The sequence below is a fragment of the Xanthomonas arboricola pv. juglandis genome, from assembly GCF_001013475.1.
GTDB classification, from domain to species: domain Bacteria; phylum Pseudomonadota; class Gammaproteobacteria; order Xanthomonadales; family Xanthomonadaceae; genus Xanthomonas; species Xanthomonas arboricola.
The window spans coordinates 91,331-106,102 of record NZ_JZEF01000002.1; the positions used below are offsets into that span (position 1 = coordinate 91,331).

General features: G+C 67.9%; 11 protein-coding genes. 2 read left to right on the forward strand and 9 right to left on the reverse strand.

The window, feature by feature from the left end; genetic code table 11:
- Positions 1–43: 43 nt before the first annotated feature.
- Together XARJCFBP2528_RS05820 and XARJCFBP2528_RS05825 are read right to left on the reverse strand one after the other, a co-directional pair.
- Complete coding sequence (locus XARJCFBP2528_RS05820; protein ID WP_026064228.1) at positions 44–448, reverse strand: hypothetical protein; 405 nt, start codon at positions 446–448, stop codon at positions 44–46.
- Between the two features lie 182 nt (positions 449–630).
- Positions 631–2,214 (reverse strand): DNA recombination protein RmuC, encoded by a 1,584-nt coding sequence (locus XARJCFBP2528_RS05825; RefSeq protein WP_016902111.1) that lies wholly within the window; start codon positions 2,212–2,214, stop codon positions 631–633.
- 267 nt (positions 2,215–2,481) lie between these two features.
- Between XARJCFBP2528_RS05825 and XARJCFBP2528_RS05830 the strand changes: the two genes are divergently transcribed.
- Together XARJCFBP2528_RS05830 and XARJCFBP2528_RS05835 are read left to right on the forward strand one after the other, a co-directional pair.
- Positions 2,482–2,862 carry a hypothetical protein gene (locus tag XARJCFBP2528_RS05830; protein WP_016902107.1) on the forward strand — a complete coding sequence of 127 codons (381 nt, stop codon included), beginning with the start codon at positions 2,482–2,484 and terminating at the stop codon, positions 2,860–2,862.
- A 181-nt stretch (positions 2,863–3,043) separates the two neighbouring features.
- On the forward strand, positions 3,044–4,459 hold the full coding sequence (locus XARJCFBP2528_RS05835) for an amino acid permease (RefSeq protein ID WP_016902104.1): 1,416 nt from the start codon (positions 3,044–3,046) through the stop codon (positions 4,457–4,459).
- 439 nt (positions 4,460–4,898) lie between these two features.
- On the opposite strand, the gene XARJCFBP2528_RS05840 is transcribed toward XARJCFBP2528_RS05835, so the two are convergent.
- From XARJCFBP2528_RS05840 to XARJCFBP2528_RS05870, 7 genes are all read right to left on the reverse strand, one after another.
- Positions 4,899–7,376 (reverse strand): GH92 family glycosyl hydrolase, encoded by a 2,478-nt coding sequence (locus tag XARJCFBP2528_RS05840; protein WP_026064226.1) that lies wholly within the window; start codon positions 7,374–7,376, stop codon positions 4,899–4,901.
- Positions 7,377–7,496: 120 nt separating this feature from the next.
- Positions 7,497–7,712, reverse strand: coding sequence for a hypothetical protein (locus XARJCFBP2528_RS05845; protein WP_016902102.1), 216 nt, complete (start codon positions 7,710–7,712; stop codon positions 7,497–7,499).
- A gap of 590 nt (positions 7,713–8,302) precedes the next feature.
- Positions 8,303–8,695 carry a DUF2628 domain-containing protein gene (locus XARJCFBP2528_RS05850; RefSeq protein ID WP_016902101.1) on the reverse strand — a complete coding sequence of 131 codons (393 nt, stop codon included), beginning with the start codon at positions 8,693–8,695 and terminating at the stop codon, positions 8,303–8,305.
- A 137-nt stretch (positions 8,696–8,832) separates the two neighbouring features.
- Positions 8,833–10,563: a sensor domain-containing diguanylate cyclase gene (locus tag XARJCFBP2528_RS05855; protein WP_374057756.1), complete on the reverse strand. Its 1,731-nt coding sequence runs from the start codon at positions 10,561–10,563 to the stop codon at positions 8,833–8,835.
- Positions 10,564–10,705: 142 nt separating this feature from the next.
- Complete coding sequence (locus tag XARJCFBP2528_RS05860; RefSeq protein ID WP_016902099.1) at positions 10,706–11,884, reverse strand: sugar diacid recognition domain-containing protein; 1,179 nt, start codon at positions 11,882–11,884, stop codon at positions 10,706–10,708.
- 163 nt (positions 11,885–12,047) lie between these two features.
- Positions 12,048–13,217: a glycerate kinase gene (locus XARJCFBP2528_RS05865; protein WP_016902098.1), complete on the reverse strand. Its 1,170-nt coding sequence runs from the start codon at positions 13,215–13,217 to the stop codon at positions 12,048–12,050.
- Between the two features lie 25 nt (positions 13,218–13,242).
- Positions 13,243–14,553: an MFS transporter gene (locus tag XARJCFBP2528_RS05870; protein ID WP_047124500.1), complete on the reverse strand. Its 1,311-nt coding sequence runs from the start codon at positions 14,551–14,553 to the stop codon at positions 13,243–13,245.
- Positions 14,554–14,772: the final 219 nt, after the last annotated feature.

Consider the following 14,772-nt stretch of genomic DNA (forward strand, 5'->3'; position numbering starts at 1 on the left):
CGGCTGATCGGCCTGTGCAAACGCTTGGCCCTGTTCGCAGCCATCAATCGATGCACAACGCGGCCTGGCCCATGCCGCCAACCACTTCCTGGCGGCAACCGAAGCGGTCGCTGTCGCGCTGACAGGTGCCTGAGGTCGCGGTGCCGGTCGGCACGATGCTGGTGGCCAGGCAATCGCCGCTGCAGTCGGAGTTGTCACTGCAGGTCTTGCCGGCATCGGCGTACGGCACCACGCAACGCACCGTCTGCATGCGGCCGACCGGACGCAGCTGCCCGCCCTTTGCCGTGCATTCGGCAGCGTCGGCGGAAACGGCGCGCGGAGCCTGCGGGGCGTCCGCCGCAGCGTCCGACCTGGCCGCCGGGGTATTGCTGCATGCGGTCAACAGCAGCGCGCAGAGCACTGCGTGAATCCATCGGGTTGCCATGTTGAAACTCTCGTCTTGAACCAGGTGGGTACCAGCATCGCGGTGGCGATGTCTGCGCGGCGTGCTCGCTATCGGCGCAGGAGGACACGCCGGAGGCCTGCGTTGGTAGGAGCGCACCCTGGCGCGATGAGGCGTTATCGGTAATGCCTGGTCGCGCCCGGGTGCGCTCCTACGTCATGACTTGTGGCATCGCCTCACGCAACGGATCACTCCTGCTCGTCGTTGCCGTCGTCTTCGCTGCTGCTTCCGGTGTCGTCGCTGCCGGCATCATCCAGCAGCGCCTGGGACTGTTCGCTGGCCAGGGTTTCCACACCGCGCAGGCGGCGTTCGATGGTGCGGGTCTTGCGGCTGGCTTCGCCCAGGCTCTTGCCGACCGTACTGATCTGCCGCTCGGCCTTTTCGAGAATGCCGGCGAATTTGCCGAACTCGCTCTTCACCGCGCCCAGCACCTGCCAGACCTCGCTGGAACGCTTCTCGATCGCCAGCGTGCGGAAGCCCATCTGCAGGCTGTTGAGCAGGGCGGTGAACGTGGTCGGGCCGGCCAGCACCACGCGATGTTCGCGCTGCAGCAGGTCGACCAGGCCGGCGCGACGGATCACTTCGGCGTACAGGCCTTCGGTCGGCAGGAACATCACTGCGAAGTCGGTGGTCTGCGGCGGGCAGACGTACTTGTCGCTGATCGACTTGGCCTGGATGCGGATGGCGCGCTCCAGCTGGGCGGTCGAATTCTTGATCGCATCCAGGTCGCCCTTTTCCTGCGCATCGATCAGGCGCTCGTAGTCCTCGCGCGGGAACTTGGCATCGACCGGCAGCCACACCACGGTGTCGTCGCCACGCCCCGGCAGGCGGATCGCAAAATCCACCGCTTCGGCGCTGTCGGGCCTGACCCGCACGCTACGCGCGTACTGCTCCATCGTCAGCGTCTGCTCGAGGATGTTCTCCAGCTGCACCTCGCCCCAGCCGCCGCGGTCCTTGACGTTGGTCAGCACGCGCTTGAGATCGCCCACGCCGGTGGCCAGCTGCTGCATTTCGCCCAGACCGCGCTGCACCTGCTCCAGGCGTTCGGAAACGAGCTTGAAGGAGGCATCCAGGCGCGTATTGAGCGTGGTCTGCAGTTTTTCGTCGACGGTGGCGCGCATCAGTTCGAGCTTGCTGGCGTTGTCGTTCTGCAGGTTGGCCAGCTGTTGTTCCAGCGTGGCGCGCATTTCGCCGATGCGCAGTTCGTTGCGCTGGGTGAGTTCGGTCAGACGTTGGCCCAAGGCCTCGGTGAAGCGCTGCTGCGACTCGCCGGCTTCTTGCCGGCCCTTACGGGAATCTTCGGCCAGCGCATCGCGCAGGGCGGCCATGTGGGTATCGGTGCGTGCGATCAGCTCGGTCAGTTGCTGGCCGAACACCTGGATGCGGGTTTCCTGTTGCTGGCCGAAACCGTCGAGCTGGGTGCGCAATTCGGTCAGCCGCAGCGTCAGCAGTTCGCCGGTGCGTTGTTGCGCCAGGGCACTTTCTTCGCGGGCCTTGCGGGCATCTTCGCCGAGCGCATCGCGCAACAGGTCCAGGCGCTGGTCGGTGCGCGTGGACAGTTCGGTGAGATTGCGCGCGAAGGTTTCCAGGCGGCCGTCCTGCTGCCGCGCCAGGCCTTCGAGTTGCTCGCGCAATTCGCCGCGGCCGTCGCGTTGCTCGGCGCGCAGCGCCAGCTCCAGGCCGCTGGTGGAAGGACGTCGCAGCAGCGCGATCAGCTGCAACACCAGGACTGCGACGAGCAGTCCGAGAAGGATCAGGGATTCGGATGACATGTGCGCAGTGTAGCCGGGCCGGTCGCAGGGGCTGCGTCAGTGGCTTGCCGGCCGGCGGTGTCGGCGCGGCTGCAGGGCGCAGTTGGGTGGCGCGCGCACTGCGCCAACGCAGCACGTCGCGGCCACTCCGCGCAGATGCTGCAGCCGCTGCGCGAAGCGGGCCAGGACAGCGCCGCGGTGATGGAGTTGCAGGCAGATTGCAGCGCATTGACCTCAACGTGACCTGCGCATGGCTAGGGTGGGGCTTCGTTCCTGCCAGGCCAGCTGATGACCACTGCCACCAACCAAACCCGTCTGTTCGCGCTGGGCCTGTTCGCGTTTCTCGGCAGCTTTGCGGCAATCGTGTGGTACCTGATGCGGCCGTACGGCACGGCGTATTTCTTCCCGGTGCACTTTTTGATCGGCGCGGCCTTGCCGTTCGGGTTCTATGCGATCGGCGGCACGCGGCTGTGGTTCTGGATCGGGATCGGGGTCACCGCACTGGTGCTGCTGTGGTTCAACTTCTGGGGACATGATGCCAACGGGGCGGCGCCACGCCTGCTCGACTGGACCCACTTTGCCGCCGGTGCGGTGGGCCTGGTGGGCGCGTGGGCGGTGCAGTTGGTGTATCGCAATGTGCGTCCACCGCATCGCCCGTCGGTTGAGTGAGCGGGGATTGTGCGGGGCGGTCGCGTTTGGCCAGGGAACGGCGAGGTGCGCCGCGCGCTCACAGAAGGCGGTGGGCGTGTCTGCGCTGCCATGCTTGCGCCGACGCATGACCTTGGACCGATAGCTTTGCTGCGGCGCGTTGGGCGACACTCGGGAATTCTTTGATTCCCGCGAGGTCCGCATGTCGTCTTGGCTCAGGCGCAAATCCATCGATCAGGTCACCGTGCACGAGGCCGGTCGGCAACTGGTCCGCAGCCTGAGTTGGCCGCATCTGATCGCGCTGGGTATCGGCGCGATCGTTGGCACCGGCATCTATACGTTGATCGGGGTGGGCGCGGACAAGGCCGGCCCGGCGGTGCTGCTGTCGTTTGTGGCCGCCGGCATCGTGTGCGCCTGCGCGGCGCTGGCGTATGCGGAGATGGCCACGATGATGCCGGCCGCCGGCAGCGCCTACACCTACAGCTACACCGCGCTCGGCGAGAGCATCGCCTGGGTGGTGGGCTGGAGCCTGGTGCTGGAGTACTCGCTGGTGGTGAGTACGGTGGCGGTGGGCTGGTCGGGCTATTTCGTCGGCTTCCTGCAGTGGTTGGGGGTCAACCTGCCGCATGCCCTGGTGGCCGGGCCGCACGCCGGCGGCATCGTCAATCTGCCGGCGGTGGTGATCACCTTCCTGGTGGCCGGCATGCTGATGGCCGGCACCAAGGAAAGCGCCACGCTCAATGCGGTGCTGGTGGTGCTGAAGATCGTGGCGCTGGGCGTGTTCGTGGCGATCGCGTTGCCGGCCTTCGACAGTGCCAACCTGCAGCCGTTCATGCCGTATGGCTTTCCCAAGACCGCAGGCCCGGATGGCGTGGAGCGCGGGGTGATGGCGGCGGCGGCGATCATCTTCTTCGCGTTCTATGGCTTCGATGCGATCTCCACCGCGGCCGAGGAAACCAAGAACCCGGGCCGCGATCTGTCGATCGGCATCGTCGGTTCGATGATCGGCTGCACGCTGATCTATGTGCTGGTGGCGTTGTCGGCGGTGGGCGCGATGAGCTTCACCGTGTTCGGCAAGAGTCCGGAGCCGCTAGCGCTGATCATGCGCGAGCTCGGCCACGGCAAGGCGGCGTTGGTGATCGGTGCGGTGGCGATCATCGCGCTGCCGACGGTGCTGCTGGCGTTTCTGTACGGGCAGAGCCGCATCTTCTTCGTGATGTCGCGCGATGGCCTGTTGCCGCGCGGCCTGTCCAAGGTCAACGCGCGCACCGGCACGCCGGTGGCGATCACCCTGTTCACGGCGGTGCTGGTGGCCGCGTTGGCCGGTGTGGCACGCCTGGATGAAATCGCCGCATTGGCCAATGCCGGGACCCTGGCCGCGTTCACTGCAGTGGCGGCGTGCCTGCTGGTGCTGCGCGTGCGCGAGCCGACGCGTGCGCGCTCCTTCCGCACGCCGCTGGCGTGGGTGGTGGGACCGGTGGCGATCCTGGGCTGCCTGTACCTGTTCTGGAGCCTGCCGAGCACCACACAGGGCTGGTTCCTGGTCTGGAACGTGCTGGGCGTGGTGGTGTATGTGGCCTATGGACGGCGGAATAGCCGCTTGGCGAAGGTCGCGTAGTTCCCTCTCCCATCGGGAGAAGGTGGCCCGAAGGGCCGGATGAGGGGCACCCCGGATATCCACCAATAGCCAGCGATGACGAACGCGTCGCCACGCGCCTTCAAGGTTGAATCGTCGATGGGAAAGTCTTGGCGGTAGCAGTCCCGTGCTGCACGACTGCTTGCGGATGCACGCTGACCACTCCCTTCTCCCATCGGGAGAAGGTGGCCCGAAAGGCTGGATGAGGGGACGGGCGACGCCTGGTGTTATCCAACTTGGTCAGGTGCTCCGCTCCCTACCCTCACCCCGGCCCGCGCTAGCAGCGCGGGCGCTCCCAGGCACGCGCGCCAGAGGCGCCCAAGCTGTGCCTTATCGCCCCGCAGGAGAGGGGCTTAGCACATGCTCCGGCAACGTCAGGGCTTTCCCTCGCACTCCCCGCAACCCGGGGAGGAGCGTTGGCTCAAGGCGCGGTTGCAGGCGTGGCGCAGAACGAGGTTGGGAGTGCATCTGCCTGCGTGCCCCAGCCCTGGGTCGGGGGCTGCTTGGTCAGCGCGAACGACAGCGTGCCGCCCTGCTGCAGCTGGGCCCAGTCCAGGAACACCTGCCGCTGCGGTGCGCCGTTGAAACGCACGCTGTCCACGTATTGCAGCGCGCGGCCGTCGGCGCCGGGGGCGTCGATGCGCAGGCGCTTGCCGTTGCCCAGGTCCAGCGTGGCCCGCTTGAAGCGTGGGGCATGCAGCAGGAACTGCCCGCTGCCCGGCACCGCCGGATACAGGCCCAGGGCACTGAACAGGTACCAGGCCGACATCGTGCCGAGGTCGTCGTTGCCGGTGACGCCGTTGGGCGCATTGGTGAACAGCTGCTGGGCGGCGCGCACCACGGTGGCGGTCTTCCACGGCTGGCCGATCAACGTGTACATCCACGGGGCGTGCAGGTCCGGTTCGTTGTTGGGGTTGTAGCGGTACTGGTTGTAGTAGCTGTACGGGCCGACCACCCAGTGCGTGCGCGCGGCGTTGAGCGGGTCCTTCAGCAGGTCGTCGTAGGCGAAGAAGGCATCCAGGCGTTGGCCGGCCTGCTCGCTGCCGTGCATGGCCTGCAGCATGCCGGGGATGTCCTGCTGCACCAGCCACTGGTATTGCCAGGCGGTGCCTTCGTGGAAGCCATGCTGCGAGCGCGGGCTGTAGCGATCGTCCGAAGGTGCGTACCAGCTGCCGTCTTCCAGCCGCGGCCGTGGAAAGCCGCTGAAGCCGGTGTCGGCATCGGGCACGCCGGCGTCCCAGACGTTGTGCCAGTTGCCGCCGCGTTTGCGCAGCAGCGCGCTGTCGTCGGGGTGGCCGAGTGCTTGTGCCATCTGTGCCAGCGCGCAGTCGGCGAGCGCGTATTCCAGCGTGGCCGAACCGCCGTGGTGCGGGTCCACGTCCATGCCCTTGGACGGAAACGCGCGGTCGTACTGCACGAAGCCGTTGGCCAGGTAGCTGGCGTTGCCGGAGCGGCCGGCGTGGCGCGAGTTGATTGGCGGTTGTTCGAAGGCGTTCTGGCGCAGCGCTGCGTACGCCTGCGCCTGGTTGTCCTGCAGCGCGCCGAAGCGCCACAGGTCGACCAGGAACGGGGTCACCGGGTCGCCGGTCATGATGTTGGTATCGAAGTTGGCATAGCCCCAGCGCGGCAGCCAGCCGCCTTGCTGATGGATCGCCAGCAGCGAGCGGCCGATGTCGCGCGCGCGCGCCGGCTGCAGCAAGGCGAGCAGCTGGTTCTGCGAGCGATAGGTGTCCCATAGCGAGAAATACTCGTAGTAGGTCCAGCCATCGGCGCGATGGATCGCATCGTCGAAGCCGCGATAGCGGCCATCGGCATCGCTGCCGGTCAGCGGCTGCAGCAGGGCGTGATACAGCGCGGTGTAGGCCACGCTGCGATCGTCGTTGCTGGCGCCATCCAGCTGCAGGCTGGCCAGCTGCTTGCACCAGGCCTGTTGCGCGCGCTGGCGCATCTGCTCCAGGCCCAGCAGCTTGCCGCCGAGCATGCCGTCGGCGCGCAGGTTGTTGCGTGCACCTTCGGCATCCACGTGCGAGATGGCGCTGACCACGGTCACTGCGCGCGCGTTCTTGTTGTTGCCCAGCGGGAAACTGAGCCAGGCGCCGTTGGGCTTGAGTTCGCCGCCCATGCCGTGGCGCGCGTCGGGCACGCCGCCGTCTTCGCCCCAGACGCCGTGTGCGGTGAACGGGCGGTCGAATTCCAGCCGGAACCAGGTGGTGTATTCGTGGCCGCCGCAGAAACTTTGCGTGGTCAGTTTGCCTTCGACCACGCGGTCGCCGACCACCTGCAGCTGGCTGCCGATCACCACGTGGCGGTCGTTGGCCTGGCCCAGGTTGACCAGCACATGCCCGGTGTCGGCGCCGGGGGCGAAGCTGTAGCGCTCGGCGGCGGCGCGGGTGAGCGCAGTGGCTTCGGCGTCGATGCCGCCGTAGTCGGTCAGCCGCACCTTGTAGTAGCCGGCCTGGCCGACTTCGCCGTCATGGGTGTAGCGGGCGGCGTAGCGCTTCTGGTCGAAGGCCTTGGCGTCGCCGGTGTCGAAGTCGCCGCCCGGGCCGATGCGGCCGGTGACCGGCAGCACCGAGACCTGCCCGCCCTGCTCCCAGCAGCCGGCCCCGGACAGGAACGAATGGCCGAAGCCGCGGATGCTGGGGTCGTCGTAGCGCCAGCCGGCGTAGTGCGCGCCGATCGGGCTGACCTGGACCAGGCCGAACGGCGCCGAGGCACCGGGGAAGGTGTTGCCGTCGTCCTTGCTGCCGATGAAGGTGTTGACCTGCGCCGGGTCCTGCGCGGCCAGCGGCGCGCACACCGCCATGCCGAGCAGGCACAGGCCGGCGGCGGCGCGGCGCCACCGCGGCATTGATGGGAGATGCGACGAAGAGCGATCGGATGCAACGGCGAAGGGCATGCAGGACACCTCGGGGGAGAGAGCGGGCGAGGCCGCAGGTGGATGACGCTTGCCGACGGCCCAGACGCGGCGATCGGCCGATACCCGCCTGGCGGCGGCTTGCGACAGGTGGGCAGCGGCTCAGAAATCGAACACGTATTCTGCCGCGATCTCGCGCCCGACCGGGCTGAACAGGCGGCTGCGGATCTCCTCGTCGCCGATGATCTGCACCGGCGCCGGCCCTTCGGCCTGGACGCGCTTGATGCGCGAACCGGTCACGGTGACGGCATCGAGTTGTTGCGGGGCGCCGGCCTGCTGGGCCAGGGCGGACAGGGGCGACAGCAATGCGAGCAGCACGGGACGGGACAGCAGCTGCGGGCGACAACGGCGTAATCGGTCATTCAAGCGTCTCGTCGAGGGCGGTGGTACGACGGAAAGACATCGTCTTTTCAAACACTTGCAGGGGAATGGCGTACTTGGATCGATCTAAATTTGGTACAGCTTATGTCATCGGTTGGTAAAGATTAAGCATTCCCGATCCGCGGCTGCACACCGCGTCGCAGCAAAGTGTGCGGGGTCTGGCAGTTTTTCGGCGTTTTAGGCTTTTTGAATCAGGCTGTTGCACGTGGCGGGTGCTGCAGTTTTGAAGCGTGTCAGCTGCGCTGACAGATGAGCTGGCTTGGGATGATTTGGCTGCGTTGCGTGCGGTTGGTTGAGAGGCGTGCGCCTGGGCGTTTCGCGTATCGGGGTGCCAGACCCTCACCCCAACCCCCGCTCCGCTCCCAGGCACGCGCGCCAGTGGCGCGCAAGCTGTGCCTTATCGCCCCTGGGGGAGAGGGGCTTGGTTCCTGGGGTGTGGTTGGCCCATAAAAAAGCCCGGTCAGTGACCGGGCTTGGCGACGCTGGCGTGGCGGCGGGAGGGGCCGACGCGCCGGTGACGCAGTTGCTCAGATCCAGCGCATGCCTTCGAACGGGTTCCAGCTGGTGCTGCCCTTCACCTTGTCCAGGTAATAGGCGTAGTTGGCGATCATGCCGGTCAACAACGACAGCGGCAGCCACAGCACATTCTGAAACGCGGCCGGCAGGAATGAAGCCACGATGCTCACCACGACGCTGATGCCGATCAGGCTCAACGCCTTGCGCCACAGGCCGATGATGAAGAAGTAGATGACGCCGAAGAAGAAGGCATAGAAGTTCATGCCGACCTTGACCTTCTCACCAAAGCTCAAGGTCTTCAGTGCGTTCTTGTAACTGGGGTCCTTGGGGCCACCGTGCCGGTCGAAGAAGTCGAAACGGAACTGCCACTTGGGACTGAGCTGGGTGCGATCGAAGGTGTCCATTCCAAACCATGTAGTTGAAAACGGTTACATGATAGGCGATCGCGTATTCACCGGACACGTCTGCGGGCGCCGGACGGAAGACGGGGTCAGCCGCCGATCAGCTTCGGCAGTGGCCGCTTGCAGCCGTGCAGCGCGCGTTATTCGCGCTGGTCGCTGAGGCCGGTGCCGCGGCGCGCCCGGCGCAGCGCATACAGCGAGTGGTCGGCGCGGTCGACCACCGCCGCCAGTGCTTCGCCGTCGTTGCGCAGGGCGGTGCCCAGGGTGAACCGGATTGGCGCCTCGTCGATGGCGGCCATGTAGTCGCGCACCAGGGCCGCCAGCTGCGGCTGGGTGGGTTGATGCAGCAGCACCAGGAATTCGTCGCCGCCCAGGCGGACCAGACGGTCCTGGGTGCGCAGCGGCTGGTTGAGGAACCAGGCCATCTGCACCAGCACCTCATCGCCGCGCTGGTGGCCATGGGTGTCGTTGACCAGCTTGAACTTGTCCAGATCCACCACGATGCAGCCCCAGCGCACGCTGGGGTCGCGCTTGTCGAGCTCGTCCAGGAAGCGGCGGTTGTAGCAGTTGGTGAGCGGGTCGGTGAACGACCATTCCAGCAGTTGCTTCTCCTGCTGGTACTGGTTGGTGATGTCCTGGGCGTGCGCCAGCACGATGGTGGCGTCGGCCTCAACGTCCAGCACGTTGCGGTACTGCCAGTGGCGCAGGCTGCCATCGCTGGCGACCAGCTCGATCACGCCGGCGTCCTGGCCGTCGAGCACCATCCGCGACAGATAGCCGTGCAGGGCGGCATGCAGCTCGGGGCGGACGAATTCCAGCAACGAGCGGCCTTCCATGCCATCCACGCTGCGGCCCAGCGAGCGCGCGGCGGCCGGATTGACGCTGATCAGGCGGCCATCCATGTCGTGGGTGCAGATCAGGCCCAGGCTGTACTGGAACATGTTGCGGAACTTGCGCTCGCTGGCGGCCAGCGCATCCACCGCGCGATGGCGGTCGGTGACGTCCTGGATCGCGCCGATCAGGCGGGTGCGTCCGTCCACATGCTCCATCGAGCCGGTGCTGTGCACCCACAGCTGCCGGCCGGTGGCGCTGACCAGCGGCAGTTCCAGATCCCAGGGCGTGCCATCGCGCACGCAGGCCTCGACCGCCTCGGTGATCACCGCGCGCGCATCGAGCGGGTAGAAGCCGATCCCCTCGGCCAGGGTCGGCCGGTAGCCCGCCGGCAGATCGTGCAGGCGGCAGGTCTGGTCCGACCAGGTCAGGGTGCCGCTGGCCACGTCCACTTCCCAGCCGCCGACGCCGGCGACCCGGCCGGTGCGTTCCAGGAACGCCTCGCTCTCGCGCAGGCGTTGCTGCAGCTGTTCGTTGGCGGCCTGGCGTTCCAGCATCAGCCGGCGCTGCTCCAGGCCTTCGGCGGCAACCCGGGCCAGTTGCTGCAAGGCGGCCAGTTGCGCCGGTTCCAGCGCGCGCGGGCGTTTGTCGATCACGCACACCGTGCCCATGCGCAAGCCGTCGGACAACACGATCGGCGCACCGGCGTAGTAACGGATCCCCGGCGCATCGGTGACCAGCGTATTGTCGCGAAAGCGCGGATCGGCCGGCGCATCGCGTACTTCCATCACCGCATCGTCCTGGATGGTGTAGGCGCAGAACGCGAGTTCGCGTGGGGTTTCACTGGCGTCGGGCAGGCCGATATTGGCCTTCCACCATTGGCGATGTTCGTCCACCAGCGACACCAGTGCGATCGGCGTGCCGGCGATCGCCTGCGCGGCGGCGGCCAGCGCATCGAAGAACGGCTCGGCATCGGTATCGACGACCTGCAACAGCGCCAGACGCGACAGCCGCTCGGCCTCGCGGGAGGTGGATGACACGACGGCGTCGCAGTGGCTCAATGAAATGCTCGCTTGGTCCCCCGGGCAATCCGCTCAGTCTAGCGGACCGAACATACCTGCTAACGCAGCGTTGCGTGCGCCATCGCACAGAAGATGCCTTGTGCGCAGCCCACACGCTCCGTCACTGGATGGGCTCGGTCCCGCTTGCCGCAGTGTCGTCGCGCATCTGCAAGGCCAGATACAGGCGCACGCAGTCGTCGGTATTGCGCAGGTCCACGCCGCAGAGTTCCGCGATGCGCTGCATGCGGTAATCCAGCGTATTGCGGTGGATGGCCAGTGCCTTGGCGGTGGGCGCCATGCGCATGCCGGCGCCGAACCACACCGACAGCGTCTGCACCAGGTCGCCGCGGCGGTCCTGGGCCAGCAGCGCCTGCAGCGGCTTGCGCAGTTCCTCGGCCTGCCAGGCCTGGCGCAGGTCGTCCACCATCACCGGCAGGCGATGGTCGTCGTAAAAGAAGGCATCGGCCTGCGGCGCGCGCGCCTTGCCGATGCGCATGGTGGTGCGCGCGATCTGGTGCGACAGCGCCAGCCCGCCGGGCTGCGGGAAGTACTGCCCCAACGCGAGGCGGATACGCAGCGGGCTGCTGGCGCGCATGCGCTCGAGCAAGGTGTGGGCGCGACGGCGTTGTTCGTCCACATCCCAGTGGCCGCGGCGGTCCAGTGCGGGCTTGAGCACCACCAGTTCGTTGAGCGCGGTGGCGGCGATCAGGTTGCCGCGTTCGGGCGTGGACAGCAGCGTGTGCAGGCGCTGCAGTTCCACCAGCATCGCGTCCAGGTCGAGGGTGTCGCTTTCCACTTCGATCACCGCCGCCACGCGCGGCAGGTCGAGCGCGATGCCGAGCCGTTCGGCCCAGCCGGCCAGTGCCGGGGTCGGCCCGTCGGCGCGGATCAGGCCGAGCGTGACTTCCTCGCGCAGGCGCGCATCGCGGGCCAGCAGGCGCAGCAGGCCGGCCTGTTCCAGCATCGCTTCGGCGGCCATGCGCACCAGTTCGGCCTGTTGCCCGATCCGCTGCGGGTCGCCGGTCAGCCCGACGCAACCGACGATGCGGCCATCGGCGATCAGCGGCAGATTGACGCCCGGGCGCACCGCATCCAGTTGCTGCGCCAGCGCTGCATCGATCTCCACCCGGCCCTGCCTGGACAGCACCAGCAGCGCGCCCTCGTGCAGCTGACCGATGCGCGCCGGCTCGCCGCTGGCGATGATGACGCCGGTGTGGTCCATCACATTGACGTTGCCGTCGATGATGGTCATCGCGCGGTCGACGATGGACTGCGCCAGGGTGCGGTCGAGCGTGAGCATGGGCGTGGGGTCTGTTGGCGCGATCGCGGGAGGACACGGTGGCACGTTCGGTGCTGCATGGCGGCGCCCCGTCCTATGCGCTCATGCATCAGGCAGGCAGCGCCCGTGGATCACGTGGCGACCGCGCGGCAGTTGCCTGCGCACGGCATCCCGCGCGCTGCCGTCAGCGCGTGGCTGCATTCGCAGGCAACTGCGCCAAGGCCCGGCCCAGCTGCAGCGCGGCGGCCACATTGCGTGCGGCGATGCGCACGTTGCTGGCGGCTTCGGCCAGCGCCTGCTCCACCGTGCAGGCGCGATGCACCACCGCAAACATCGCGTCGATGCCGTGCCCATGCAGCAGCGCAGCACCATTGCCCAGGCAACCGGCGATGGCGATCACCGGCTTGCCGTGGCGCTGCGCCAGCCGCGCCACGCCCACCGGGGTCTTGCCGTGCAGGCTCTGGTTGTCCAGGCGGCCTTCGCCGGTGATGACCAGATCGGCCTGGCCGACCAGTGCATCCAGCCCCAGCGCCTGCGCCACGATCTCCACGCCGGGCCGCAACTGCGCGCCCAGGAAGGCCACCAGCGCCGCGCCCAGGCCGCCTGCCGCACCGCCGCCGGGCAGGTCGTGCAGGCGCACGCCCAGGTCGCGTTGCAGCACATCGGCGTAGCGCTGCAGGTTGCTGTCGAGCTGGCGCACCATGCTGGGGGTGGCACCCTTCTGCGGGCCGAACACCGCCGAGGCGCCGGTCGGGCCGATCAGCGGGTTGTCCACATCGCAGGCCACTTCGAACTGGCAGTCCTGCAGCCGCAGGTCCAGGTCCTGGGTGTCGATCCGCGCCAGCGTCGCCAGCGCACCGCCGCCCGGGCCGATCGACTCGCCCTGCGCATCCAGCAGCCGTACGCCCAGCGCCTGCGCCAGGCCAGCGCCGCCGTCGTTGGTGGCGCTGCCGCCGATGCCGATGATGAAGCGCCGCGCGCCGGCATCCAGCGCGGCCAGGATCAACTCGCCCACGCCCGCGGTGCTGGTGCGCAGCGGCGCGCGCTCGGCCGGCGGCACCAGTGCCAGGCCGCTGGCGGCGGCCATTTCGATCACCGCGGTGCGGCCGTCGCCGGTCAGGCCGAAGAACGCCTGCACCGGGGTGCCGAGCGGGCCGCTGACCGTGCAGTCGATCACCCGTCCGCCGGTGGCCGCCACCAGGGCGTCGACGGTGCCTTCGCCGCCATCGGCGACCGGCACCTTGCGGTATTGCCAGTCGGGGAACACCTCGCGGAAGCCGGCCTCGATCTGGGTGGCCACCTCCAGCGCGGACAGGCTTTCCTTGTAGGAATCGGGGGCGATGACGATCTTCATGGGCACACTCGCTGGGACGGACGCATCACTGGTTCACCGCGCGTGCCGGCACCCGCAGCACCAGCGCGGCGCCCAGCAGCATGGCCCCGGCCAGCACGTACAGCGCCAGCTCGGTGCTATGGGTGGCGTCCTTGATCCAGCCCACCAGGTACGGGCTGACGAAGCCGGCGACCTGGCCGGTGGAGTTGATCAGCGCCAGCCCGCCGGCCGCGGCGGCGGCGGTGAGAAAGCCGTTGGTCAGCGGCCAGAACAGCGGCAAGCCACTGACCGCGCCCATCGTGGCCAGGGTCATGCCGAACAGGGCCAGAGCCAGGTTGTCGGTGACGCTGGCAGCGATGCACAGCCCGGCCGCCCCCATCAGCAACGGGATCACCAGGTGCCAGCGGCGCTCGCGGCGGCGGTCGGCCGAGTGCCCCATCAGCAGCATGAACACCGCCGCGGCCAGGTAAGGAATGGCGCTCATCAGGCCGATCCGGGTCGGGTCGGTGACGCCGCTGCCCTGGATGATCGAGGGCAGCCAGAAGTTGATCGCATACACCCCGCTCTGGATGCAGAAGTACACCGTGCCCAGCATCCATACCGCCGGGTTGCGCAGCACCGCGCCCAGCGAGCTGGAGGCGCCGGCCGGCTTGCCGGCTTCGTCGGCGGCCAGCGCGCGGGTCAGTGCCTGCTTCTCCTGCGGGTCCAGCCAGGTCGCCTGCTGCACGCCATCGCTGAGCAGGAACCACACCCCGATGCCCAACAGCACGGTCGGCAGGCCCTGCAGCAGGAACATCCATTGCCAGCCGGCCAGGCCACCCTGCCCGGCCGAAAAATGGCCGAGGATCCAGCCCGACAACGGCCCGCCCAGCACGCCGGAGATCGGGATGGCCGACATGAAGACGGTCATGACCCGGCCATGCTGGGCGCGCGGGAACCAACGCGTCAGGTACAGCACGATGCCGGGGAAGAAGCCGGCCTCGGCCGCGCCGGTGAGCAGGCGCAGGGTGTAGAAGCCGGCCGGCGTGCGCACGAACATCAGGCAGGTCGACAGCAGGCCCCAGCTGACCATCATGATCGCCACCCAGCGGCGCGCACCGATGCGCTGCAGGATCAGATTGCTCGGCACCCCGCAGGCCAGGTAGCCGATGAAGAAGATGCCCGCACCCAGCCCGTACACGGTCTCGCTCATGCCCAGATCGCCGAGCATCTGCAGCTTGGCGAAGCCCACGTTGACCCGGTCCAGGTAGTTGAACAGGTAGCAGACGAACAGGAACGGGATCAGCCACCACAGGATCTTGCGGTAGGTCGGGGCCATGCCATCGGGGGGCGGCAGTGGCCGGGTGGCTTGGGTCATCGCACGCTCCAGCAGTCGGTGGGCCCACCGGCGCGCAGTGCTGGCACCGGCACCACACAGGGGGTCGGCGCATTCTAGTTGGAGCTTTTTCCCGGAAGCATCGTCAGCCTGCTGCCTGTCTGCCGGCAGGCACACGCCGGTTTTTGTGCAAATGCCCAAATCAGCCACAACCGCTCCCGGCGTGTGCCGGGCTCGGAACGCGACAGCAACCATGCTGTT